The sequence below is a fragment of the Flavobacterium flabelliforme genome (assembly GCF_017948675.1).
GTDB classification, from domain to species: domain Bacteria; phylum Bacteroidota; class Bacteroidia; order Flavobacteriales; family Flavobacteriaceae; genus Flavobacterium; species Flavobacterium pygoscelis.
Map to the genome: position 1 here is coordinate 190,731 of NZ_JAGFBU010000003.1, position 26,967 is coordinate 217,697.

At 32.9% G+C, this 26,967-nt stretch carries 19 protein-coding genes; 6 read left to right on the top strand and 13 right to left on the bottom strand.

All coding sequences use genetic code 11. The annotated features are described in order from the left end of the window. Nucleotides 1-27: 27 nt before the first annotated feature. The 3 genes from J3S90_RS09570 to J3S90_RS09580 form a co-directional block, all read right to left on the bottom strand. Nucleotides 28-687: a response regulator gene (locus J3S90_RS09570; protein ID WP_210646013.1), complete on the bottom strand. Its 660-nt coding sequence runs from the start codon at nucleotides 685-687 to the stop codon at nucleotides 28-30. Between the two features lie 220 nt (nucleotides 688-907). After that, nucleotides 908-1,552, bottom strand: a complete 645-nt coding sequence (locus J3S90_RS16035) for a DUF4279 domain-containing protein (protein ID WP_210646014.1) — start codon at nucleotides 1,550-1,552, stop codon at nucleotides 908-910. Between the two features lie 478 nt (nucleotides 1,553-2,030). Beyond that, on the bottom strand, nucleotides 2,031-2,312 hold the full coding sequence (locus tag J3S90_RS09580) for a helix-turn-helix domain-containing protein (protein ID WP_210646015.1): 282 nt from the start codon (nucleotides 2,310-2,312) through the stop codon (nucleotides 2,031-2,033). Nucleotides 2,313-2,875: 563 nt separating this feature from the next. Here J3S90_RS09580 and J3S90_RS09585 point away from each other — a divergent pair. From J3S90_RS09585 to J3S90_RS09595, 3 genes are read left to right on the top strand one after another with little or no spacing between them, the layout of a single operon-like run. Continuing rightward, complete coding sequence (locus J3S90_RS09585; protein ID WP_210646016.1) at nucleotides 2,876-5,932, top strand: SusC/RagA family TonB-linked outer membrane protein; 3,057 nt, start codon at nucleotides 2,876-2,878, stop codon at nucleotides 5,930-5,932. A gap of 14 nt (nucleotides 5,933-5,946) precedes the next feature. Next, nucleotides 5,947-7,353 carry a RagB/SusD family nutrient uptake outer membrane protein gene (locus tag J3S90_RS09590; protein ID WP_188050784.1) on the top strand — a complete coding sequence of 469 codons (1,407 nt, stop codon included), beginning with the start codon at nucleotides 5,947-5,949 and terminating at the stop codon, nucleotides 7,351-7,353. A gap of 5 nt (nucleotides 7,354-7,358) precedes the next feature. Further along, entirely contained in the window at nucleotides 7,359-9,947 is a 2,589-nt protein-coding gene (locus tag J3S90_RS09595; RefSeq protein WP_210646017.1) for a S9 family peptidase, read from the top strand. 43 nt (nucleotides 9,948-9,990) lie between these two features. Here J3S90_RS09595 and J3S90_RS09600 read toward each other — a convergent pair whose 3' ends face one another. The 3 genes from J3S90_RS09600 to J3S90_RS09610 all read right to left on the bottom strand — a co-directional run bounded on the left by J3S90_RS09600 (nucleotide 9,991) and on the right by J3S90_RS09610 (nucleotide 12,844). Continuing rightward, entirely contained in the window at nucleotides 9,991-10,260 is a 270-nt protein-coding gene (locus tag J3S90_RS09600) for a DUF6520 family protein (RefSeq protein ID WP_210646018.1), read from the bottom strand. Nucleotides 10,261-10,355: 95 nt separating this feature from the next. Further along, nucleotides 10,356-11,840, bottom strand: a complete 1,485-nt coding sequence (locus tag J3S90_RS09605; protein WP_210646019.1) for a MauE/DoxX family redox-associated membrane protein — start codon at nucleotides 11,838-11,840, stop codon at nucleotides 10,356-10,358. Nucleotides 11,841-11,938: 98 nt separating this feature from the next. Next, on the bottom strand, nucleotides 11,939-12,844 hold the full coding sequence (locus tag J3S90_RS09610) for a helix-turn-helix domain-containing protein (protein WP_210646020.1): 906 nt from the start codon (nucleotides 12,842-12,844) through the stop codon (nucleotides 11,939-11,941). A 1,106-nt stretch (nucleotides 12,845-13,950) separates the two neighbouring features. Here J3S90_RS09610 and J3S90_RS09615 point away from each other — a divergent pair. From J3S90_RS09615 to J3S90_RS09625, 3 genes are all read left to right on the top strand, one after another. Then, nucleotides 13,951-14,244 carry a helix-turn-helix domain-containing protein gene (locus J3S90_RS09615; RefSeq protein WP_210646021.1) on the top strand — a complete coding sequence of 98 codons (294 nt, stop codon included), beginning with the start codon at nucleotides 13,951-13,953 and terminating at the stop codon, nucleotides 14,242-14,244. Nucleotides 14,245-14,343: 99 nt separating this feature from the next. Continuing rightward, nucleotides 14,344-15,771, top strand: a complete 1,428-nt coding sequence (locus tag J3S90_RS09620) for a DUF3945 domain-containing protein (RefSeq protein ID WP_210646022.1) — start codon at nucleotides 14,344-14,346, stop codon at nucleotides 15,769-15,771. A gap of 21 nt (nucleotides 15,772-15,792) precedes the next feature. Further along, nucleotides 15,793-17,874: a type IA DNA topoisomerase gene (locus J3S90_RS09625; RefSeq protein WP_210646023.1), complete on the top strand. Its 2,082-nt coding sequence runs from the start codon at nucleotides 15,793-15,795 to the stop codon at nucleotides 17,872-17,874. 496 nt (nucleotides 17,875-18,370) lie between these two features. On the opposite strand, the gene J3S90_RS09630 is transcribed toward J3S90_RS09625, so the two are convergent. The 7 genes from J3S90_RS09630 to J3S90_RS09655 all read right to left on the bottom strand — a co-directional run bounded on the left by J3S90_RS09630 (nucleotide 18,371) and on the right by J3S90_RS09655 (nucleotide 26,865). Next, nucleotides 18,371-18,673, bottom strand: coding sequence for a hypothetical protein (locus J3S90_RS09630; RefSeq protein WP_210646024.1), 303 nt, complete (start codon nucleotides 18,671-18,673; stop codon nucleotides 18,371-18,373). A gap of 14 nt (nucleotides 18,674-18,687) precedes the next feature. Beyond that, nucleotides 18,688-19,059: a hypothetical protein gene (locus tag J3S90_RS15945; protein WP_236023922.1), complete on the bottom strand. Its 372-nt coding sequence runs from the start codon at nucleotides 19,057-19,059 to the stop codon at nucleotides 18,688-18,690. 159 nt (nucleotides 19,060-19,218) lie between these two features. Next, nucleotides 19,219-19,452: a hypothetical protein gene (locus J3S90_RS15950; RefSeq protein ID WP_236023923.1), complete on the bottom strand. Its 234-nt coding sequence runs from the start codon at nucleotides 19,450-19,452 to the stop codon at nucleotides 19,219-19,221. Continuing rightward, on the bottom strand, nucleotides 19,446-20,435 hold the full coding sequence (locus J3S90_RS09640) for a MarR family transcriptional regulator (RefSeq protein ID WP_210646025.1): 990 nt from the start codon (nucleotides 20,433-20,435) through the stop codon (nucleotides 19,446-19,448). The genes J3S90_RS15950 and J3S90_RS09640 overlap by 7 nt, the downstream gene beginning before the upstream one ends. Nucleotides 20,436-20,558: 123 nt before the next feature. After that, nucleotides 20,559-21,317, bottom strand: a complete 759-nt coding sequence (locus J3S90_RS09645; protein ID WP_210646026.1) for a metallophosphoesterase — start codon at nucleotides 21,315-21,317, stop codon at nucleotides 20,559-20,561. Nucleotides 21,318-21,664: 347 nt separating this feature from the next. Further along, the gene (locus tag J3S90_RS09650; protein WP_210646027.1) at nucleotides 21,665-23,695 is read right to left on the bottom strand and encodes a DUF4365 domain-containing protein; all 2,031 of its coding nucleotides are present in this window, start codon (nucleotides 23,693-23,695) and stop codon (nucleotides 21,665-21,667) included. A gap of 113 nt (nucleotides 23,696-23,808) precedes the next feature. Continuing rightward, complete coding sequence (locus J3S90_RS09655) at nucleotides 23,809-26,865, bottom strand: Eco57I restriction-modification methylase domain-containing protein (protein WP_210646028.1); 3,057 nt, start codon at nucleotides 26,863-26,865, stop codon at nucleotides 23,809-23,811. Nucleotides 26,866-26,967 lie beyond the last annotated feature (102 nt).

Sequence of the window (26,967 nt, forward strand, 5' to 3'; positions counted from 1 at the left end):
TTTAATTGTTAAAATCTAGGATATTGTTTATATAATACCATTTTTTTTTGATTCGCTAACAATATCTTCATCATCGCCTTTTTCAATCTGCAATAATTGTTTTATTTTTGATTTTCTTTTATTTATAGCACTCAAAGTCATAGATAAATGATTTGGAAGGTTTTTCGTTTTTACACCTTGAGAGAGTAGAGTGATAATTTGTTTGTTTAAAATGTCGAATTTAGAATCGTTTATTAGATCCATTTTTATGCTTTTTTCTACCATTTCACTTCTATAAAATTCACCTTTTATAATTTTATTGAGTGTATTTATGAGATAATCAGAATTAGTAATGTCTATTTTTTCTAATATACCTTCAGGAGAAAAAGTTTCAATAATCCTTTCTAATTGTTTTGATTTGAATATAGATGTTATGATAATAATCTTAAGTTCAGGATATTTTGAGCGGATTAGCTTAGCTAAATCTTCCCCGTTATTTATATTTTTTTCTAAATATGGGGGCATACTCAAATCTAAAATTATAATATCAATTGGTTGTATTTCATTTTGATCAAAAATAATATTATAAGCAGTTTCTAATGTGTTGGTTGTGGTAATTTCTGTATTTGTTTTTAAATCAGCTAAAGCCATTTTGTAGAAATCGGTAATCATAATATGGTCGTCGACCAATAGAATTTTAAGAGGCATGTATTAATTTTAGAAATAGTTTTTTTTTAATGTTATTTTTAGTTTTCTTTTAACCGTAATGTTATTCCAAGGTTTCCTGTAACGTCTTGGCGCTTGTAGCAGTTGGGGAATAAAGATGCGAGTTTTTTCCATTAAACACAAATTTTCCAAATACAAAACCATCTTTAAATTAAGCCAAAAACCCCAATTGCTACAAACGGCTGTTAGCCGTAGTATTTTCTCATTTTATTGGTTTCCCAACAATATATGTGTCAATATCAATTCCTAAATTCAGTTTGGCAAGTCTTTCAATTAGTTTGTTGTCAAAGTTAATTCCTGCATTTCCACTAATATATTGATATTTACAAACAGAAATATAAGCATTAGCATTTTCGGTTAATTTTATTATGTTTTCGCTGTTCTTTTCTAATTCCGTTAATAGTATTTCTAAATGATTATTAAGTTCATAAGATTGGCTTTTAATTGGTTCATAATTTATTCTGCTAAAAGTGTGTGTTGATTTTCCGTTTTTTCTTAATTCTCCTTTTGACCAACCTTCTGTTAGTTCTTTTTGCAATAGATTTTCTAATTCAGAATAAGTTAGATTTTCTGAAGTTGCAGAAAAATAAGTTTTATGCGCATTTTGAATCCAAACAGAATCAATTTCACTATTTTTAGTTAAATGAATTTCGAGAAAAAAATTTTCGTTTTTTATTTGAAAATATATTGCAACAATATCATCGCTAAAATCATTTTCATAACGTTCAATTTTTGGCTTTCCATTTTCAATTTCAATTTCAAGAACTTCAAGATACTGTTTGGTAATTTCTAAAGTAGGATTTAGAATTTCTTCAATTGCTTTTTCTATAAATTTTTCTTTTTTCACGATTTTTGGCAATATTACGGCTAACTAGTATATATGTATGACTAAATTATACCCATACAACCAATTTATGGTAGATTGGTATGACTAAATCATACTTTATTTCAAATCAAAAATATAAAAAATTATTTACAAAATATATACTTTTTTAGGAATATAAAAATGTAGCTTTGAATATTTATCATTTTTTTTAGTTCTCTAACCATCATTAAGATGCTTGTATCTATTTCTCTTATAAAATTTCCATCACACATAAATACCTAAAATCGGTATAACATTAGTCTTATTTAACACCATTCTATAGTTACCATAAATTTGATCAATTATAGTGTGTGACTTCCGAATTGAATACTATAGTTTAAGTTTTTTTTTATAAAAAAGGATGCCCATAGTAGGAATCTTTTAAATTTAATGTATACTAGTTAATCTGATAGGAAATCTTATGAAGAACAATTTTAAATTACTCTTTCCTCTAAAAATTTTATTTTTTTTCTGAATTGTCAGTAGAGTCTAAATCGTCATAATATTTTTCAAAATCAAAATCAATATTAAATAGATCTCTAGGGTGTACACGAAGACCTTTGGCAAGTTCTATAAGACTTGAAAGTTGACAATCAATTTTATTATTGGCAATATTACTTATCTTTCCACTATGAATTTCACATTTAGCTGCAATTTTTGCATAAGTATTTTCTCCTTTTAAAGATTTAACTTTTTGTGCAATCAATTCTTTAATTTCTTTGGTCTTATTTTCATTCTTCATTATTATCTTTTGATGCAATTTGAATAAAACTTGAAAAATATTCATTGCCGAATTCGGTAATATGAATAAAATAATTATCTTTGTCTAAAGATTACAGTTGAAAATTGTAATTTTGCGACTCTTCAAAAAATATTGAAGCATTCGCTTTGAATCTCGTATCAGAAAACTGGTAATTTTATAGGAACGAGAAGATAAGTAAGATGCTCACGTCCCATGGCGTGGGCTCACTTATTGTTCCCCGGTATACCAGTACCTCTGATACGATAAGCTGAGTTCCATGCCATTTTTTTATGGCAATACCTCAGCTGGTTTTAAGCAATACTTCTTCTTTTTATCGACTCGCAATACTTTACTCAGCATTTTAACGCTAAAATCAGTATGCCTATGAATTGAAAAAAAGAATGAAAAAATATTTAATACCTGTGCTGTCGTTTTTTTTGAATTAGTATATCAGCACAGGTTACTATTATTATCTTAAAAAAGGCCCTCTCACCGTCTGAACAACTGCAGGGAGGACCTTTAAGCTAACAAAAACATTAATTCTAATTAACTACACCAAAATTATGAAAAATATTTCATTAATCGAGGGTAAGGCGGTATTGTGGTTTGTGCTTATTTGCATATTACTTTGTACTAACCTTATTCTTGCAAAAAAAAGCGTAATCCCTGCAGCGAAGATCAAAGCGGGTTTAAGCTTGCGAAAAGAGAATCTGCATCAAGTTCAGATTAAAAAAATTACTGGAACAGTTACTGACAATCAAGGGCAATTGCCCGGAGTAACTGTTTTTATTAAAGGAAAAAGTGTAACTGTAATTACTGATTTTGATGGGAAATATGTAATAGATGCTTCCTCTACAGATACACTGGTTTTTTCTTTTATGGGTTACAAAACCATTGAAGTGCCTGTTAATGGTAACACTACAATTAATATGCGACTTCAAGAAGATGCCACAGCTCTGCAGGAAGTTAAGGTGAACGCTGGTTATTATAGCGTGAAGGAAAGTGAGCGTACTGGCAGTATCGCCAGAATAACTTCGAAAGATATAGAAAGACAACCCGTCACTAATGTGCTCGCATCCATGCAGGGTAGAATGGCTGGAGTTGATATTATTCAAGATGGAGGTACTGCTGGAGGTGGTTTTCAAATAAAAATAAGAGGTCGGAACAGTATACGTGCTGATGGAAATGAACCTCTATTTGTTATTGATGGGGTTCCTTATTCTTCTGAATCGATAGGTTCACCGGGAACTTCGACTGCCATGGCTAGTCAAATGAGTCCGTTAAATAGTATTAACCCAGCTGATATTGAGAGTATCGAGGTTTTGAAAGATGCGGATGCTACCGCAATTTATGGTTCGCGTGGTGCCAATGGTGTTGTCCTGATTAGCACAAAAAAAGGAAAAGCGGGTAAAACTAAATTTAGTATTAGCGCAACGACAGGTGTGGGCACCGCTACGCGTTTTGTAGCATTAATGAATACAGATCAGTATCTCGCTATGCGTAGGCAAGGGTACGCAAATGATGGTGTGCCATTTGGGGCCACAGCCTATGATGTAAATGGAACATGGGATCAAAGTCGAAGTACCAATTGGCAAAAGGAATTGCTGGGCGGTAGTGCCTTGATTCAAAATATTCAGGCGAGTGTCTCTGGTGGTTCCTCTACCACAAACTATTTATTAAGTGGAAACTACCGTACGGAAGGTACAGTGTTGCCTGCTGATTTTAGGTATAATAAAGGAGCGGTTCATTATAGTATGAACCATGTTTCAGATAACTCTAAGTTTCGGATCCAATTTGGCGCCAATTATACCACTCAGGACAATTTGCAGGCAGCGACTGATTTAACATTAACAGCCAAATACCTTGCGCCTAATGCTCCTGCACTTTATGATGCTGATGGGAGAATCAATTGGGAGAATAATACTTTTGACAATCCTATTGCTACTTTACAGGGTATTTTTTGTTCCAAAACAAATGATCTTGTTTCCAATTTGCAACTATCGTATCAGTTAGGAGGAGGGTTTGAGGTAAAAACGAATTTTGGTTTTACAGATTTACAACAATCAGAAAACCGAATTCTTCCATCGACAATATATAATCCAGCATATGCTGTAGGAAGTGATAATTCAGTATTGTATATGAACAATACGAAACGAAAGTCGTGGATCATTGAACCGCAGTTGCGCTGGCAACGTGATTTTGGCAAGAGTAGTTTAGATGTTTTAATAGGAGGGACAAAACAACAGCAAACAACTGAGCGTTTATTTCAATCCGGTATTGGTTTTACTAACAACAGCCTGATTACTAATTTTGCTTCAGCGACTACGAAAAACATATTAAACAGCGATACTTTTCTATACCGTTACTACGCTTATTTTGGACGATTGAATTATATCTATGATGAAAAATACATTGTAAATGTTACTGGTAGGAAGGATGGTTCTAGCCGTTTTGGACCAGGAAGACAGTTTGCTACTTTTGGGGCAGTAGGTGCCGCTTGGATTTTTAGTAAAGAATCATTTGTATCTGAAAATAGTTTTTTAAGTTATGGAAAATTTCGTATGAGCTACGGAATTACAGGAAATGACCAGATAGGCGATTATCAATTTTATGATACCTATGCTGCTACTGGTGCCAATTATCAAGGCATTACCGGACTGCAACCCACACGATTGTATAATGCTGATTTTGGATGGGAAACGAATCGAAAATTAGAGGGTGCCATTGAAACAGGCTTTTTCAAGGATCAAATATTTTTGACCGCTTCGTACTATAGTAATCGTTCTTCTGATCAACTAGTAGGTATACCAATGCCCGCGACAACAGGGTTTAGTTCGTTGACTTCTAATCTAGATGCTACGGTACAAAATAATGGTTTTGAATTCACACTTCGCACGGTGAATTTTTCAAAAGGCAATTTTAATTGGAGTACAAATTTTACCTATTCGGCATCTCGCAATACATTACTCTCTTTCCCTGGTCTTGCCGGTTCTACTTCCGCTACACGTTATGTGATAGGACAACCACTTGATATTGCTAAGCTTTATCACCTTACAGGAGTAAACAGCAACAGCGGCGTTTATGAATTTGAAGATGTTACTGGAGATGGTCTTATTTCGATTGCTGACAAGCAAACACTAGTAGATTTGTCTCCTAAGTTTTTTGGCGGTCTACAGAACCAATTTCAGTACAAAAACTGGCAACTTGACTTTCTAATTCAGTTTGTCAAAAAGCAAGCGTATGATTACATATCGAATGTTCCCGGTGGAACGCCTTATAATCAAAGTACCAACTTAACAGATGCTTGGCAAAAGGTGGGTGACCAAAGTTTACATCAATTAAACACTGCCGGTTTGAATAGTATGGCAACTGTAGCTTATAACAGATATGCGGAGAGTGATGCAGTAGTTACTGATGGCTCCTATGTTCGATTAAAGAATGTTTATTTGTCTTATGATCTACCTCTAAAAATGCTGAAAGAAGTGAACTGTAAACTTTTTGTTCAGGGACAAAACATACTGACTTTTACCCCTTATCGCGGTGGTGACCCTGAATTTAGATTTTCGGGATTTCTTCCGCCTCTGCGTGTAATTTCTGGAGGAATGACTTTAACTTTTTAATTAAAATAAGTACTATGAAAACAAATAACATACTCTTTCTAGCACAACAACTGTATCGCAGTTGTTGTACATTATTGCTGCTTTTACTACTGATGAGCGGAAGCTCCTGCGATGATTTTGTAACAGTTTCTTTGCCTAATTCTCAATTAACTGGAACTACTGTTTTTGAGTCGTCGCTTACTGCAAATGCTGCAATAGCCCAAGTTTATATCCAGCTTCGAGATGCTGGTATATTAACAGGACTTTCTACAGGTAGTCCATCAACTTTAGCTTTGTATGCTGATGAAACGCAGGATTACACCACAGGTTTAACGCTTCCTACGTATCAAAATGCATTGACTGCGGATAATGCTACTGTTGCCTCATTATGGAATATCAGTTACAGCCAGATTTACAAAGCCAATTCGATACTTGAAGGTGTTACGAATTCCACAGCACTTCCTGAGACGACCCGAAGCCAATTGAAAGGCGAGGCGCTTTTTATACGTGCGCTTGTTCATTTCTATCTGGGCAACATATACGGAGCAGTGCCGTATGTTACTAAAACTGATTATGAAATAAACAGGCATTTGCCTAGGGTACCTTTGCAAGAAGTCTATAAGGCAGTCGCACAAGATCTCGAAGCTGCTACTTTTTTGATTGCGGAGGATTATAGTACTCCAGAGCGAGTAAGACCAAACAAAATGACGGTTCAAGCCTTGCTTGCTAGAACTTATTTGTATATGGGATTAAATGCTGAAGCAAGCAATGCTGCATCTGCAGTTTTGAACAGTTCCCTTTATGTATGGGAACCAAATTTAGATAAAATATTTCTAAAAAACAGTACTACAACTATCTGGCAGTTTGCGCCACCAAGTTCGGGAAGAAACAGTTATGAAGGTGGTACCTTTATCTTTGTTTCTGGACCCCCTCCGTCGACAGCATTGCGCAATGATTTTATAGCTTCTTTTGAGTTGGGAGATCAACGTAAAACCAGCTGGACGAAAGCCGTACTAAAAGGCAGTTCTACATGGTATCATTCTTTTAAATATAAACAAAGAAGCACCACTGCCAGCTCCCAGGAATACTCTATTGTATTCCGCCTCGCTGAACAATACCTAATACGAGCGGAGGCTCGTGCAAAACAGGGTGATTTGATTGGAGCAAAAGAGGATTTGAATAAAATACGGAATACTGCTGGTTTATCCAATACAACAGCTGTAACAGAAAGTACTTTGCTGGACGAAGTAATTAAACAAAGACGCTTTGAGTTTTTTACGGAGTATGGACATCGATTTTTTGATCTGAAGCGCAGTGGTACGATTAATGCCGTTTTATCAGTAAGCAAACCAGGCTGGAATGCTACTGATGTATTATGGCCAATCCCCATTAATGAACTCAATGCCAATCCCAATTTACTACCACAAAATTTAGGGTACTAAAACTTATGAAATTATTTAAAATCTATTTTGGACATCCAACTTTTCCAGTAGTTATGTGTTTTCAAATTTGTATTTTTTTGTTCGTGTCCTGTCCGATATTCGGGCAGGTACTTTCAAATAGGCATCTAACAAAAGAGCACTTCGACCAATGGAACAGTGTAGAGAACAGGCTTATTTCCTCGAAAGGGGATTGGTTTTGTTATAGTACTATTTATGATAAAGGCGCGGATACTTTGCATGTTCAAAGTACAAGGACGAATCAGAAATTTTCTATTCCCAATGGAAGTCAATGGAATTTCGGTAGTGATTCCATTTTCGCAGCATTACAGGCCAATAATGAATTGGCTGTACTTAAGCTTGATTCCTTTAAGAAGACTATTCTACCAGCTGTAAAAAGTTTCATTTTTTGCGATGCAGGAAAGCTTTTAATTACACATTCAATTGACCAAACCCTTGTGATTAGGAAAGCAAACGGAATTGTTGCAGCAACCATCACGAATGTAAACGAATATGTTTACGATGGGACAAGCAATAGATTGGTTTATATTCGGCAAGAGAATCTTACAAAGACTGTAAATTATTTTACTCTGCATAATTTAGAAAATTATAATTTATATTCAACTACGGAATCCCTTGGTTCCTTGATACTATCAGAGTATGGAGGTGGTTTTTTCGTTATGGAGTCAGGTTTGAATTTCACGGATACTATTTTGTTGTATTTTAATAATACAAATGTTGAACCTATTCGTTTTGATCCAAAAAACTATCCTGATTTCCCCTTGTTCCATGGAGTTGTGCGAGATTTATCATTCCGCATATCTAAAGATGGAAAACGTGTGTTTTTTGGAATTAAAAAATCAAAGGACACTACTTTTAATAATAAAGATGCCGTTGAGGTTTGGGACACTGATCAAGCAGTTTTATATCCTAAAGCCAAAAAAGATGATTTGGAATTTCAGGCACAATTGATTTGTTGGTTTCCAGCTGAAAATCGCTTTATCAAGGTGACTGATGTTTTGCACTCTAACGTGCAATTAAACGGCAGTAAATCTGTTGCAGTAGTATATAATCCTAGTGCTTACGCACCTGTTTTTAACCGAGAAGGTGAAGTAGACTACTACTTGTATAATATTGTTGATAACACAAGAAAGCTATTGTTACAGCAGCAACCAAGCGAACGTGGGCTGATTTCATTTTCACCTGATGGCAATTATATTTGTTATTTTAAAGATGGTAATTGGTGGTTGTATGATATTGCACAAGCTATACATAAAAATATTACAGCCAAATTTGATACCACATGGTTTTCCAATGATATGAAATATAGTTCTAGACCTAAAGTGTTTGGAATTAATGGTTGGAGTTCTGACCATAAGTCGTTGTATTTAAGAGACGAATATGATGTTTTTGAATTTAATATTGAGCAACAACAGTTGAGGAGATTAACCAAAGGGAAGGAAAAAAATGTTGTTTATTCTATTGACTCCAGTTGTTTTTTAAAAAGATTGTATAACAATTATAATGGTTGGGAGTCTGTAATCGTGAATATTAAACAACCCATTATTTTCAAATCGCAAGATCAAAATTCGAAGGTTCAATTCTATTCACTGCTACAAAAAAACGGATCGCTAGCCATGCTCTCTTCTCCTAAACTAAAAGCAGATGTGCTTGTCATGTCGGAAAGTGGTGTCTGTGTTTTCAGCGAACAAAGTTACACGGTTGCTCCAAGATTAGTTTGCATTCGAAATCAAAAAAGGAAAATTTTGTACGAAAGTAATAAGCAGCAGTCGCCTTACAATTGGGGTAAAGTAATTCAGATTAATTACAGTACAGAAGATGGAAAAAATCTAAGTGGCTTACTTTATTACCCTTCAAACTATGACAGTACTAAAAAATATCCCTTAATTGTTTCTATTTATTCTGAGATGACACGCTATTTGCATGATTATATGTCGCCTTCAAATTATAACGATACTGGTTTTAATATTAAGAATTTCGTCCTAAAGGATTATTTTGTACTTGCTCCTGACATTGTTTATGATGAAGGGTTCCCGGGAATCAGTGGTTACAATTGTGTTGAAGCTGCAACCAAAAGTGTTATTGCAACTGGTTTAATAGATTCCAAACGTATTGGTCTTACGGGTCATTCCTTCGGAGGTTATGAAACCAACTTTATTGTTACAAAAAGTTCGCTTTTTGCTTGTGCAGTGGCTGGGGCAGGGGTTGCAGATTTAATTAGTTGGGGATTTACAGTTAATTCTGTCAGGAATATAGCTGAACTGTGGCGGAGTGAAAATCAGCAATGGCGTATGGGTGGTCCGTTTTTTGAGAATAAGGAAAATTATGCTTTAAATTCTCCTTTATTTTTTGCGGAAAAAGTTACCACTCCCTTGTTGACATGGACAGGAAGATTAGAAAACAACCTTCCTTTTGATCAAAACATCTTGTTTTTTAATGCTCTGCGCCGAGCTGGAAAGAAAAACGTGATGCTAATATATCCCAATGAAGGGCACACTATTATTCAAAAGGAAAATCAAATAGATCTGACTAGACGAATTGAAGAGTGGTTTGATTATTATTTACAATCTAAATAAAAAAGTAAAAGCAGTTCTGTCAAGAACTGCTTTTTTTAAATATTTATATTCTGTAAAGTGGTTTTGCACAAGTTGTACCAGTATCCAAATCAAACACTTGTGACGCACCTATGGTACATAGTACACTACCATTTTCATCACATTCTACTTCGACACTTTGGCAACTTGAAGGTAACGGTGCGTGAATGTAACCAGTCATTGTTACAACATCTGCTTTACTTTCATTTACGTCATTAGTAGTTACTGCAGCAGCACTTGCTAACATGAATGCTGCAATAGGCAACATCATGATTTTTACAACATTTGTTTTCATAATAAAGATATTTATTGTTAGTAAAAAATGATCTACTCTTTTATACAGGTTTTCGATCTAGGTCCTGCTAACGGCCGTATTAGATTTTTAAATTATTAATTTTTCAGAATAGATAATATGGGTTTTCCAAAATTGTAACGGACCACTTTATGGCCAATTATCGCATAAATACCGCTATCATTGGCTACATAATCGGTCATCTTTTCATCATTTTCGTGATAAATATAACAACTGCCTATATAAGTCTGTTTTTCATAATTGTATATATCTATTATGGATGCTTTAGTCCATATTGTACTGTTCTCAAAGCGTCCACGTAATCCTGATTGAATAAAAAGTAAATTGTTGTGCATTGTACTTTTAATATTTACTGAATAGGGTGGAGCAGCTAATTTTGAATCGCCTGATTTTAAAATTTTGACTACTTTAAGTTTTGCTTGTGAAGTGGTATCGATTGTTTTACCACGAAAGAGGAGTTTCAAATGACTGTCAGTTGCAGTATATTGATTACGATAGAAATAGGTATATATAAAAATATTCCTTTTAGGGCTGTAGGCCATCATCCCGTCGGTATCAAATTTACCATCCATTTGTTTCTGCAGTATTTTTTCAGCTCTGTTAATTTTATAGTTGTTACCTTTCTCAATTGTTCCCAAGAAACTCTCACCGTTACGTAGTTGCTGACCCATAAATATACATTTATTATATGCTACCGGTTGTAACATAGTAAAATAGGGTTTGCGTGTGACCCATGTCTTAGCTTCCCAATTGGATACCGCCCCACGATAAATGATAGGAACATATCCATCATACAGAAAAAATACAGTATCTAAAACTTTGATTTTTACCGACCGAAATTCAAATTTATCATTGTCTAATGTAATTGTAAATAGCTTTTTTTGATTGGAGCGGTAGTCTATTTCCAGAACAGTTAATGGTGAAAATGTATTACCGAGATATACTTTATTTTTAGATTGACCAGCAAAGTAAAAACCGTAGTTATTTAATTCTACTGCTTGTAATCTTGAGATTATATTTGGTGTAAATCTGCGTATAAAGGGATTTTCTTTCTGAATAGTAGATTCGGAATTGATAAACAAAATTATTATTAGGAAAGAACTAATCGAAATTGTTGTAATTAATGCTGGCAGTGCTTTTTTTATGTGATTGTTTAAAAGAATTGCAACACAGCCGCTGACAATAAAAAAAATATTAAAAAGTAGGTGCTCTGTCCAACCCAATTTCTCTAAAATTCCACCACAGGAGCAAGGTACATAGGCACTAAAGTTGAGTATTATAATGATGTAAGATGTAAACATACTCATCAAGGCTATTGCTAAGTACAGCGCATACGTTCTGTACTGTGGAATCCCTAGTATAATAGAAATGAGTAATTCACTGCCTATAACGCCATAAGACACATATTCAGCATATGAACTTAATAGCGGTGATTGCCCCAATTGCACTTGAAAGTTTTGAAAATCCATTAGTTTGCTAACTGCAGCATATACAAAAAGCAATATGAACAAATAGCTTATTGTGATTTTGAATTTCTCTCTTAGTGTAGCAGTTAATTTCATTTTAGATTTTTTAGTAGCGTAAAATTCTACAATAAAATTTTGTAAAGTTATGCAATTCAGGCATTTCGTTATTCAAAAAGTAAAACAGGGCAAATGTATTAGGATTGAAGACCTTCTTCAGGTCTTGAAAGATCACTTGGTTTGTAGCCAAATCTTTTTTTGAAGGCTTTATAGAAATTGAGATAGCCCTTAAAACCATTCAGATAGGCAATTTCTTTTAAAGAAACAGATGTTTGCTGGATCATTAGATTTGCTCTTTTTAAGCGTTCCTCTTGATAAAAGCTATAGACACTGGTTTTAAAAAAGGTTCTAAAACCATTTTTTAATATGTGTTCTTCAATAGCAAACATTCGTGCTAGGTGATGTAAAGTGGGTAATGGTTCATCCAGATGAATTAAAATATAATCATGCAAATTTTGTACCGTCGTCACTTCAGTGTGTTTGCGAATTTTTGAACCAGATACACTTTCGTTAATGTTACGCATCTCTTCCAGCATGGTTGATACTGAACTTACAATTATTTCATCGCTGTATAGTAATCGTGATACTGTGCAAAATGACGGCAGTAAGTGATTATCACCAGTAATTAAAATTAATTGCAAAGAAGTGTTGTAATTAGAGTTTTTATTTAATTCATCAAGAATACCCTTCCAAATATCTTTCGATTGCTGAGCGATTAATTTACCAAAGTCGGTATTGACAATTGTATCCGGATTGTACTTAAGAGTAAGCGGCACTTCATTATTAAAACTCAATAAAACAAAATCATTATCCAATACAAAGGTTAACTGAATTAGATTGTGGTATTGGTAGCAAGCGGTTATGTATCCTGATTCCGCATTTATTTTTTGGAGTTCTTCAGCAATTTTATTTAATGCTTCAGCAGTATTTTTTAATTCATCATTACTATTATCATGGATGCGGAAGGTCATATTTCCAGTTGCCATTTCGAACAGCATTTGGTAAATACGTTTAATCCGGTCCTGATTAAATTGTTCTGACATATTGTATAATTTGAAGTGATTTGCCGGTTGAAGAAAAGGGAAAACCTGTGCAAACCTATCAAAATAAATTATTTGAAGCTAAAACTGTAGTGTGTAATTCGGGAATTGAATAGGGAAAATTAAGTTCGATTATAGTCTTAGATTTGTTTTAGGCATATAATTTTAGGATTGTTTGAATTTGAATGCGAGGCATTGAAGTTTAAGATACTTCTAAATTTTATCTTGTTACTATTAAGAGACATACTTTTCAGTTGGGATGTATTTGTTGATGATTCGGGAGGGGAGTTGTCAGTTTGAGAGATGAAAGTTCACATATTGCTACATTTTTATTAAAAAATACATGTTGTAATATAGAATTGAATAATGAGGTAATATTATAACGCAATTTAGTATCAAAGTAGACCTTTGTAAAAATAACTCTTCGTCTTAGCCATTAAATCATCTTTAAGTTTATCCTTCAAATCAATCATGTCCTAACTGACTTTCTTTTATACGAATTTTGAATAATGCTGAGTAGTTCATAAGTTTTTATGTCCAAGAATTTTGCCAACACTTAAATGGAAACCCAATTTTTAAGTGTAACCGTATATGCAAAAGTGTGTATAGCAATATGGTAAGTAAGTTCTTTTTCAGTTTCGCAATCAACAGCAATTTGTTTTAAAAAATTATAATTTTCCAATTACTCAAAATATGGGGTAGTTTTCTGATTATATCACTTTTCATAGGTTTAAGCCGCTAAAGTATTAGTATATCAGTGACTTTCTAAATTTTGATTATTTTTTAAAACTTTTATGAAGAGTATTAGTAGATTTTCTGAACTTGAATTTTCGCAACAAATATGTTTGAGTTCTTTTTTCAATTTTAAAGTTTATAAAAATAAAACTTTCACAACTTGTGAAGTACTTGTGAAATTCTTCTATTTATTTTTATAAAATTTACTCTTTTTAAAAAATAATTCTTTTCCACATTATCAGCTTAAAAAAACTCAAATTTTAATTTGTTAGAGTAAGGGCAATCTTAGTTTGAGTAAGCACATTTCTTAAATATAAATTTCAAAATAAAAAATATTGAAATTTAAAGGATATAACCTCTTAAAATATATCACTATGAATATAGATAGAATGGAATTTATAGCGTGGATGGAGCGTATCATGGATCGTTTTGATATTTTGAACGAGCATATTAATGAAAATCAAAAGAAACGAAATAACATTGATGGTGAGGAATTACTGGACAATCAGGATCTCCTACAAATGTTAAAGATTAGTAACCGTTCCCTTCAGCGATATCGCTCAACGGGTAAGCTACCATATTATACAATAAGTGGAAAAATTTACTATAAACTATCCGATGTTCATCAGTTTGTTCGAGACAGTTTTAATGCTCCTAGACATAATTAAAAGACAACCAAAGACAAAATCTACCATCTAAAGTCAGTCTTTGAGCAATGTGGTTTTAACTATTTATTTTCGATTAAGTAAATTTTAAAAAGCATTGACATGAGAGAAGAAATTGTAAGTAATCCAAAATTAGGGGATCAATTTTCGGATGTTTTGTTGGTGTCTGATACCAATAAAAAGGAAGTAAGGGCAGTTAAGGGAATTGGAAAAGATAACGAACTACAGTCAGTAGTTCCGGATAAAAAAAATGATAGCCAGTTCATGCGTGTGGATAGACAAGGTGATTTGTTTTCTAATTTTTTTTCCAACTTTTATCGACAGTTAAAGGATCCAACAAATTTAATCTTTTTTAGAGTTCCAGAAAACCAAGCAATACACATAGCGAAAAGAATGCAGAAAGAAGTTGATAAACCTACGAAAATGGGAGGGAAGCAATTTGAACAACACGAGATAAAATTAGATTATAAACCTGAAAATAAAAATAATATGGAAACTAAACAATCAACACCCGAAGTTGGCGAGTATCGCTACAAATTGGAACAAATCGATTGGAAAGCTATGTCTAATCTAGGATTAGGTCAAGAGCGTCTCGAAAAAATGAACTTATTAGAACCGCTGTTAAAAGGCTATAAAACCAATGAACTAGTTCCTGTAAGTCTTGATTTGGGATCGTCCATCACGCGAATGGACGCTAGACTATCACTACAAGAAAAAGAAAACGGACAAGTTGTTCTTGCTATTCATGGCATCCGAAAAGAACCTCAGTTAAACTACAAATTCTTCGGACATGAATTTACAAAAGAAGATAAGGAAAACTTGCTCAAAACAGGAAACATGGGGAGAGTCGTTGATTTGATTAATCCCAAATCGGGTGAAACAATCCCTTCTATAATTAGCCTTGATCGTTTGACCAAAGAAGTTATTGCACTGCGCACAGAACATATCAAAATCCCAGAAGAAATAAAGGGAATAAAACTAAACGAGCAACAAAAGCAGACGTTGACAGATGGTAAATCTTTGTATATCGAAGATATGATTTCCAAAAAAGGAGAGCCTTTCAATGCATCGGTTCAATTTAATGCGGATAAACGTTATGTTGAATTTCTTTTTGATAGAGCAAATCCCAATAAACAATCACAAAGTAAACAACAAGATGTACCAAAAGAATTTCGAGGCAAAGAACTTGACGAACAACAACATCAAAATCTTAAAGACGGACAAACCGTTTATGTAAGTGGTTTGCTTGACAAGAAAGGTAAGGAATATCAAGGGTATATTACATTCGATAAAGAAACAGCCAAAACTGTTTTTTCTTTTGATAATCCTAATAAATTAAAAGAAAAAGCAACACCAAAAGAGGAAAGTAAAATACAAGTTGCTGTTAATTCAGAAGGTAAAACCAACGAGGCAACTAAGAATATTAAAGAGCCATTAAAAAGCGGACAGAATAATCCTGACAGTACCAAACAACAAGAACAACAGGAGAAGCCAAAAGCGGCAGCTAAATCAAAAGGTCGAAAAATGTAATTATTCTAAAGTGTCAAATCAATGAAAGTAGTTATTGCAGAAAAACCAAGTGTTGCTCGAGAGATAGCCATCTTGTTAGGAGCTACTGAGAAGAAAGAGGGTTACCTGACAGGGAATGGATATCAGGTAACCTGGGCGTTCGGACATTTAGCGTCTTTGGCAATGCCAGAAGATTATGGTGTAAATGGATTTCAAAGAGAGGCTTTACCTGTATTACCTAATCCATTTTTGTTAACAGTGCGCAAGGTCAAGATAGATAAAAGTTATGTTCGTGATCTAGGGGCATTAAAACAACTGAATGTTATTGATCAACTATTTAAAAATTGTGAAAGCATAGTTGTGGCTACTGATGCAGGACGAGAGGGGGAGCTTATTTTTCGTTACATCTACGAATATCTTAATTGCAGTAAGCCTTTTGAGCGTTTGTGGATTAGTTCGCTAACTGAAAAAGCAATTCTAAATGGTTTTAATAACTTGAAACCAGGAAAAGATTTTGATGATCTGCATCAAGCAGCATTAGGTAGAAGCCGTGCAGACTGGTTAGTAGGAATTAATGCATCACAAGCATTAACCATAGCAAGTAGAGGAGGTATTTATTCTTTGGGAAGGGTTCAGACACCTACACTAGCACTCATTTGTAAACGATTTTTAGAAAACAAGTCATTTGTTATCAAGGAATATTGGCAAATTGAATTGGAACATCGTAAAGAGTTTATAGATTTCAAAAGTTTTTCTATAATTAAATGGGATGAAAGTAAGCAAGCTGATGATGCGTTGAAATCGTTACAGAGACATGGAACAGCTTTGGTTACTGGCATAGAAACAAAAACAGTTAATGACCAGTCACCATTGCTATTCGATCTTACAGCATTACAGAAAGAGGCTAATATAAAATTAAACCTAACTGCTGAGGAAACGCTTAATATCGCTCAAAGCCTTTATGAGAAAAAATTCATTAGTTACCCTCGTACCGGGAGCAAGTATATTCCTGAAGATATGTGGGGAGAAATTTGTAAACTTATCTGGATTTTGGAAGAGACAGAGAAATTTAAAGGAGTAGTTGCTAAAATGAAGATAGGACGTTTAAATAAACGAATTGTCAATGATTTAAAAGTAACTGATCACCATGGTTTATTGATTACAGATAAGATCCCATCAGGTTTGTCTGCAAAGGAAAATGCTATTTATGAAATGATCGCTTATCGTTTACTTGAAGCAGTTTCTCCTGTTTGTATCAAAGAGCTAACTAATGTTGTCTTCCAAATTATACACTATGATTTTGAACTAAAAGGGATTAAAATTATTGATGCAGGTTGGCGAGCTATAAAAGGCAGTTTTTCAGATCAAGAAAAGGATCCTCTTCAAGATTTACCAGAACTAAAAATTGGTGATGAAGTCAAGATTAAGGCAGCCAGAATATTGGAGAAGAAAACCAAACCACCTGCTCTTTATACGGAAGCTAGTTTACTTTCTGCAATGGAAAATGCAGGAAATCAGATCGGAAATAAAGAAGAACGTAAAGTATTGCAATGTATTGGAATTGGTACACCAGCAACTAGAGCAGCTATTATTGAAACACTTTTTAAAAGAGATTATGTGAAACGCGATAAAAAGGCACTTGTACCTTCAGACAAAGGATTAAAAGTTTACGAATTAGTAAAAGACATGAAGATTGCTAATGTAGCGATGACCTCCGAGTGGGAATTGAACCTGCAAAAAATAGAAAACAAAGAAGAGGATATAGCAACATTTCAAAAAGGAATAGAAGCTTTTACAACTACTATTACAGAAGAACTACTTACTCTATCTATTGAAGTCGAAAAGCAACCAGAACTAATTTGTCCAAGATGTAAAGTTCAGAAATTAGCGATTCGGGATAAGTTGGTAAAATGCAAGGATGAAAATTGTAATTGGGTTCAGTTTCGAAATATATGTGGCGTACAGCTAAGCCTTCTGGATTTAGAGGGATTAATAAGCAAAGGAAAGACTAGTCTCCTAAAAGGAATGATTAGTAAATCAGGAAAGAAATTCGATGCATTTATAGTTATGAATGAAGTAGGAGAAACCTCTTTTGTTTTTCCAGAAAAGAAGAAAAGGAGATAAAGTCATTGATTAATTTCTGTTTATTTTTAGCAAAATCTAACTATGAGTGAATGGTATAATTGACTAAAATATAAGAGATAAAGTACGTGAGTACCAACTCACATTTTAAAAAGGAAGGCTATAAACTGGATAGGGCTGGAATGCAGTGGAGCGTAGGATCGGAGCATAACGAAATGAAGCTTTATCCTGGTTATTAAAGCCTGACCGAACACAAGGAATGAACGTGTGGAGATGAGGAACGGAACAGCATAGAAAAATAGCTTCTTATTTTTAAGAGGCTGTTTTTGTATTGGCTGTGAAGTGCCTGTGAAAGGTAGGGATGCCAAAAAACAAATTTCGTTTATACCTTCTTGATGAAGGCATACCGACTGGAACAGCCGAACGGAGCAGAGTGATTGACTGGAGTGAGACTTATTGATTATCTAAATTGTCTCTTGGAACGTTTCTGCTGTTGAGTTAAATTGGTAATCGTGTTTGCCATAGTTTCTAAATTCTATTATTTATTGCCTTGGAGATAAAGTGTTAGAACTGCAATGTATGTTGTCAAGGATATATTGAGCCAAAATTGCCAATTTATAACATCTATGATGCTGACAATTAGTAGGATGGTAGCGATAATACATAGTACGATGCTGCTTTTTTGTCGTTTTTTAGTTTTATTGACTGGAGTGAATTGTTTATTTTTAAAACCAGTGTTGTAAATGTTCACTCCACTATTAATCACCTGATTTGTATCATTGTCAATTATAGCCCAACCAATTGAATCTGTTCCTAAATCAAGTCCTAAATACTTTCCCATTTATTTTATTATTTTTAAATATTAAAAGCCCTAATCAATTGCTCAAATAATTCCTTTACATTCACATTTCCTGGACCCATTTCTTTAAAAATTTGTTTGTCTGGCAAATCAGTTTTTACTGCTTCAGCAAAATTTGTTATATCAGTTTTTATGGTTGCCGGGATTTCGAAATTATCATCTGCTGTTAGCAGTAGTAATAATCTGAAAACATCCATTTTATGTTTTCTTAATTGTCTTTCATCAATTTTTTCTCCGTCTTCTTTGCGCGTTTTATAGTCTAGGAATGCCTTGGCTTTTAATCCTATTAAAGCCTCTGTATTGGCTAGATGTATTCCGTTATCTAATTGGCTGTGTAGTATGGTGAAGTTATAATAATCATCATTCATCAATATGGCTGATAAACTTGAAATTTCAGTGTCAACAGGAATAGGTGTTAAATAGGTTTCTTCATTTAAATCTAATAAATCAGGTATTCTGGAGAATAATTCAATTTGAAATGGAAATTCTTCTACTTGTGGTTTCTGGAAGCGATAGTATTTGCTGTCTTATTCACTTTTCTCCTTGACATCATAATTTCCTTGTTTGATAAACTCCCAAAAATGAATTACAAATTCGGGGCTTAATGCTTCAATGACTAAAATAATATCAATATCTTTTGTTGCTCTTGGTGTAAGTCCAACGCTATCAATGATAATATCGCAAGCGGTTCCACCAATGATGATATAGTTATCTGTGAATTTTTTGAAATGCTGTCTGAAAATTTCTAAACCTCTTACCATACATATTTTTCTATTATTTGGTCTAATGCCATATCTGTTCGTTCATCAATAAATCCGTCTTTTAAACTTAAATATAATGACAATGGATCTACATTATTTTTCTTTGTTATTCCTTTTGTGAGTAGTTGTGGATTGTATTTCCAAACTTCTAATGCATAGTTGCCATTTTCACTATTTAGGTTTACTAAAAGATTGTTTTTTCTCAATTCGTAAAATTGTTTTTTCTCAATAGCAAAATATTCTATTGAACTTGGATTCATATCTGTGTATTCTTCTAATGCGGTTGTATTAGATTTTAATAAACCTTTAGGTTTTTCATCAATGTAGACTGTTTTAAATATTGGATTAATTAAAAATCGTTCACTGTCTTTCCAAAGTTTTACAATATGTTTTTCGAATATGATATTCTTTTCTTTAGTACCTTCTACTTTCACTATGGCTAATCTTTTCAAGTTTTCTATTGCTTTGGTAATTCCCATTTGTGTATATTCAAATTTTTCTGCAAGTTCTTTGAATGTATATTGGCTTAAGTTATCCTCTTTGTGTAAAATTTGATATAATAAGATGAGTTGAGCTGAGGGCAGTAGCAAGACTGATTTTTTAAATGCTTTGTCTTTCTCAAAATCTTGAAGATCTATTAGCAACTCAGGCATAAACATTTGTTTCCCAGGTATAATGAAACTTATTCTGTTTTCTATTAGCCGTTTACGATTTATTGTAGTTATATTATCGGTAACTATAATTATCCTTTTTTCAAGTTTTTTTTGAATCTCAACTACTTGCTTTCTTAACTGGTTAGCATTGAAAGTATCTTCCTTATTCAACTCCAATAAAATTAATTGGTGATTTCTAAAGGTGGTGCTATAGAATTTAAAATTACTTTTTAATACATAAGGTAATTTATTCAATTGTTCACTTTTCAACTCTTGTATTTCGAGCTGCACATCGAGTATTTGTTGAAAATATTTTTTTAATTCTTCCATAATAAACTAATAAAATTCATAATAAACTAGATAGGTTTATTATGCAAATATAGGTTTATTATGATAATTATCAATTAATTAATGGATAAAGTCAATTGATTATTTTATAATTTGTCAACTTATTTAAATTGAAATAATAGCTTTGTTGTTAAATCCTCTATTTTCATTGTATTTGATATATCCCAATTGATTGGTCAGCAGTTTTGTATTTTCAATTTGAAAATCACAAACATTACAATGATGATGCCCATAAATCCAATAATCAATAGTATTATTTTCAATAACGAAATCTAAGTTTGAGGCGAAGGCTTCATTAATTTTGCTGTCGGCATATTTTTCAGGGTAATGGCTAAATGTTGGCGCATGATGTGTTACTACAATTGTTTTTTTATCATTGCTTTCCTGTACTGCTTTTTTAATAAATGCTAAACTTTCTTGATGCAGCATATTATAATCATCAGGATTGAATAAACGATCCACGTATTTAATTACTTTAAAGTCAGAGAGACTTTCTTGTATAAGCCATTGTCTTGACGGAGAAATGTTCGACCATAAAGTTGAAAAAATCAGATTGACACCTGAAATTTCTTTAACGCAATTGTTTACCAAAAAAATATTGTCTCGGATTTGCTCCTCCAAAACACAACTTTTTTCTGCAATGTTGTAATAGTAATATTCGTGATTTCCAGGAATCCAAAAAGTCGTTCTAAAATGCTCTGAAATGTAATCGAAAAAATCCTGATGTTCATCCATTATCGCAAACGGCACTATATCACCAGCTAAAATTAGAATATCTGCTCCTGGTTTAATGGGGTTTTGAAGTAGATAGTTTTTATTTTCTGGGAACTCAAGATGTAGGTCGGAACAATATTGGATTTTCATACTAAGGAAGTTGTTTGGTTTTTAAAAAATAAGGAATTTCCTTCTCTAATTTAGGACGTTTTGACCTAAATTAAAAATATTTAATCTTCTCATCAAAATAATTATCTTCTTTAAAATCATCACTTTTGGCAGAAGAGATGGCGTCCGGAGGATTGAATATATTCATCTTCTTCGGTCAATGAGTCCATTAAGCTTTCAGCTAACTGGTAACTCAGTTCTGCTCTTTGGTCGATAGGTAGGTTTTGGGCTTCATCAAAGTTGGACATAGCTGTTTAGTGTATGATTGTAGTAACGGATTATAAATCCGCTCCATCGGGTCTAGACGTTTAAAATAGATGAACGAAAATCTATTTTTGTTTCATTCTGTAAAATTTATTTTCAAAAAAAATCTTTCTTGCATTATACATATTTTTGAAGCTCTCAAAACCCTTATCTTCAATATTTCCTCGAAGGTATCCTTCTCTTGTTACTGGATATACATAAACATTGACTATAGGAACAACACCTAGTTCAAACATATATTTGAATTGGTCTTTTAATTTTGAATTACTAATATTAAAAACTCGATAAAATTCCTCCAATTTATCTTTAGGAAGGTGAAAATTTCCCATTGGAAATAATTCAATTTGATGGTAATCTGTATGATTGAGCTTTATATCTTTGTCTATATTATCAAATTCTTTTAGTTCTGCAGTCATTCTCTGGGTCTCTTCCTTAGGATGATATATTTTCTCATTTAAAAGATTTTGTAACATTTGGTGGTTTGTTCCCCCATTCTTTATGAAGCTAACTTGGTTTCTAAAACTTTTTATATCTAATAACTCCACTTTTTCTTCCATTGTTTTCAAAAGTATTTTTGCTGCTTCATTCTGGTTTTGGTAGTGAAGTATTTCATATTTTATTGATTGACAAAAAAGTATATTTTCGACGTGACCAATACTATCAAAATAATTTGTACACCTCTCAATATTATTTTGAATTGTTTCGAAATTATTTGATAAGTCTTGGTTAAAAGAAGGCTCTTTTACAACTTTAAGAATTTCAAAAGTCGAGTATTTTTCGAAATCATATTTTTGTTTGTAAGAGAATAGATAAAAGAAGGCGAAATAATTGTTCACTTCTTGAGCTTCTTTATATAGAATGGTATATTGATTTTCTATTGTTTTAAATTGTGATTCTATTTCTTTACCTACTTCTATTCTGAATTCCATATTAACTCCAATGCTTTCTTCAAAAGCATTTATTTTGCATAGATAATTTCGGTAATTTACTAAGGCAATTTTCCCTTCATAAATTAATAATTCAGATTTTGCTCTCAGTTTTACGTGAAGTGATGCCGCTGGATTTGAAATAATAGATTGTAAACTTGATTCAAATTCTTCAATTCTTAATTTTTCAGTACGATAAAATTTTTCTTTTAAAATTTCAATTGCATTATCTATTTGAATGTGAAATGAAATATGCTTGTCAGGAGGTAAAGCAGAAATGATATTTTTATACTCTTCTTCAGTTATCATTTGGAATAACAATTTAACACAAGAAGTGATAAAAATCAAATGATTTTGTAAATCTAAATCTAAATCCAGTTTTTCTTTTGCGGCTTCTTTTAATTTTTTTAATGAACTTAAGTAATCTCCACTATAATAATAAGCTAGACCAACAATCATATTATATCTTGTAGAGTGTAATAAACTGCTTGAAGTTCTCTTATGTAATTCTATTACTTTGTTCCAATTGGACTGATTAATTAATTCAAAACCAAACTTTTCGATAATATCCCTGATTTCAGAGTCACTGGTTACATTACCATCATAATCGACAAGTATTTTATCGGCAAAATTAAATTGACCACTTTTAACGGCAAGAATTGAATTTATTTTTCTAAGAGTAATTCCTTTCTTTAAGGCCTTGTTATATATTAATTTGATAGTATTAGCATCAATTTTTTTTGAAAATTGCAATGTATGATTTGATTGTTTTTCCCAATCAGGATTTTCATTGTTAAGTTTTACTATGAAATCATCAAGACATTCATAATAGAAGCAATCTTCTTCGAGTATATAAAAACCATAATATCCCGGTTGAGCATTATTTAAAAGATATTGAATGTTAGAAGTTTCTAAATTCTTACTATATGTGCCATTTTTATTTGTTTTGGCCTTTTCTTTACTTTTTAGTTGAAAGTTAAATCCAAATCCAGTAACTAGATCATCATAAATTATTTCACATCGATAATCAACACCATTGTCAATATTTTCAGGTTTTAAAATAAATTTTTCTACATCAAATAATGGTTCAAAAATTCTCTTTGAGATCACTTCCAAATTTTGATTTTTAGATCTTTTAGGCAATGACATTTTATTTAAATTATGTTCCATTTTATATTTAATGTTTTAATTTTTAACTATTTTCAACAATCCCAATTTACTCACGCTTTTTTTTTGTTTTTTTGGTGTTCGTGAATAAAAATTGATATTATTTTGTTTTAAAATTACGATTGTTCAACAATTTTTATTTCCTCCTCACTCAAACCATACAATTCATAAACCATTTTGTCGATTTCTTTATCGGTTTTGTCGATTTCCTGTTTTAGGGTTTGAGCTTGTTGTTTGTAGTCTTCAAAAATTTCCATCCATTCTATTTCATCTTTTTTGGAAAGTGTTGGTTTGCCAGTTGCCTTTATGGCTTTGTTGAGTTCCAGAATGAAGGTAGAAAAGTTTTGGTCGTGCCAGTTTTCCAACTTTTTACTGAGTTTTTCTAAATTTAATTGACCTGAATAATATTTGATAAATTTAATATTGATAGTTTGTAAGTCATTGTTTAACGATAGCATTGAGTTTGCTTTCTGAACAAATAATTCTTGGTTTTCCAAAGTAATTATTCTAATTGGTAATTCTTTAATGTCTTTAGGATTTAATTTTGGGAAAGTTTTTTTTGAAAAATTAGAACACTTTTGAGATGCATACCAACTTATTAATCTAGAGTTTACTATGGATAAAATATAAAATACATCAAATTCTTTATTGTTTAAAATAAAAGGAGTAATACTATGACCATAATAGCTTTTTTCTGAAGTAAATATAGTTTGAATTCTTTTGTTTTGACCAGGAATTTCTCTAAAAAGTAATCTTGGGGATTCAAAAAATTTTGGTTCCCTTGGAGCAGCTAACCAATCTCCATACTGTAACCATTCTTCATTTTTATTTATTGAATACCTGCTTATATGTTTTCCATCAAGCCATTTTCCACAAGTTTCATCAATTTTTAACTTATGATGATAAGCTCTGTTTTTTATTATTTCTTGTGATTGGCCTCTATAGCTGTCATAAGGGGTTAATCCTTGTATAGCATCCCCTAATTTACCTAAACTGATTGAGTTTTTATCAACTTTTGAAATTAATTCAAAAGTGTTTGTTGAAATTTCATATTCAATTTTCAGATCATTAGCTTTTTTCCATATAGAATATTTATATGCCCAAGAAATTCCATTTTCTGGAATTATAATAAAACTTTCTACCATTGAAATTTCTTTTTTCAATGTCAAAATAACACTGTTAACTTTAACGTCCGCAAATACGTTTTCACCACAAAATTTTAATTCCAAAACTGTTGAATTTTCTAGTAAAAATTTTCTAATATTACCAGATTTTTCTAATCTTAAAAATAATTCTGGTGTTATGAAAGACAACAAACCTTTTTCATTTAATATGGATACACCTCTTTCATAGAAGTACAAGTAACTTTCGAATTTATATTGATAACTTTTGTATTTTTTTAAAATATAGTTTTTTTCACTTTCATTAAAACTAGCTCCATAAGGCGGATTCCCAATAATCACATCAAAACCCCCTTTGGCAAAAACTTCCGGGAATTGTTCTTTCCAGTTAAAGGCTTTGTCTCCGGCTATGGCTTTGCTTTCTATAAGAGAGTTACCACATTTAATGTTGTTGTTCAGGCTCGTCAGTTTTCGTTTGGGTTGGGCAGTACGAAGCCACAAAGAGAGTTTCGCAATCTCGATACTTTCCTCATTAAGATCTACCCCATAGATGTTGTGTTCTAGGATTTGGTTTTCGATATCGGGAAAGACAAAGAAACCTCCAAAAAGTTGCTTGCTGAGTTCGTCCAGATAGGCGTGTTCCCGAATCAGGAAATCTAAGGCTTGGTTCAGGAAGGCTCCGGAGCCACAAGCCGGATCACAAATGGTGAGTTGTAACAGCCATTCGCGGTAGTCCTTTAGTTGCTGGTCCAGTTTTATGATGGTGTTGGATTGGCGGTTCTTGCGACCTTTGGCATACTCTTCGTCTATAATTCCAAGTTCCTGTTTTTTCTCGGTACAGAGTTTACCAATAGTATTGTCAACTATGTATTTGGTAATGTATTTTGGGGTGTAGAAAACCCCATCTTTTTTGCGTTTGGTTTTTTGTTTGTCGAAATCTGTTCCTTCAATTTCGGCATTGACACTTTCGATTTCGTTCAAGGAATGTTCGAAAATGTGCCCCAGAATATTGACATCCACCTGACTTTCAAAATCGTAGGTTGAAAGTTTTAAGGTATGGCGGTAGAGCAAATCATTGTCAATAATTACAGCGTCGAGAATGGTATCGGGCTGAAAAAGCCCACCGTTATAAGCAAAGATTTCTTCTTTCTTTTCGGTGCCTTTGCGACCAGTATCAAGATAGCCAAAGTATTGTTTGTAGCGGTCGTAAAGTGGCATTTCGACATCCAAATCGGCCAAGGCTTTCCATTCTTTAAGTACGGTATTGATGGAGTTTGGCGCTAGTAGTCCGCGATCTTCGGCAAAGAGAATGAACAAAAAACGATCGATCAATTTTTGTGATTTTTGGAAAAGAATCAGTTTAGTAGTCTTTTCGGGTAGCTCCATCAACATCACATTATTCCTGTTCTGTTTGACTAAATCCCGGTACAATTCGCGTTTGAAAACGGAATAATCGGAATAGAATTTTTTGGTGATATTTTCTTCTTCCACTACCGAAGCTTCTTTTATGCTGAGTGGTTTGTTAGCTAGGATATTTTCTTTAGCCAGACAGAGGTAGAAAATTTCAAATTCGGCGTGGGTGAGGGTAAATAGATTGAATTCTTCATAGTCCACGGCATTATTGATGTAGAACCTCAACTTCTCGAAATTGGAGGTAATGACATAGATACAACCTGTTTGGTTGGCTTTGTAATCAAAGGCTTGTTGGCGGATGCTTTCGAGGTCTTTGGTATTGGTCCCCTTAAGTTCGATTACTCCTAGGGCGTTTCCGTCTTTGAGAATGGCACCATCCACTTTTTTGGCTCCTCTTATGTTTTTGAGTTCCGTGGTCAGGTTGAAGCTTGGTGCCGGATTGAGTGTATAGCCCAAGATATCCACAAACAATTCACGTAAAAAACCTTCCTGGAATTGTTCTTCCTTGCTGTTTCGAATGTTTTCTTGAATAACAGCATTGTGAAAATACTTGGTGTATTTTTTATAGGCTTTCTGAACTTGTACTGTATCTTGTTGACTCAAATATTTTTTGAGTACGGAAGGCTGAAATAATGACATTGGTAACGCTTTTTTTTTGAGAATCTAAAAATACACAATTTGAAAGAAGTGTAAGATTTTTGTTATTAACAAAGTTGGCTGATAAATTACACTACTTTCAAA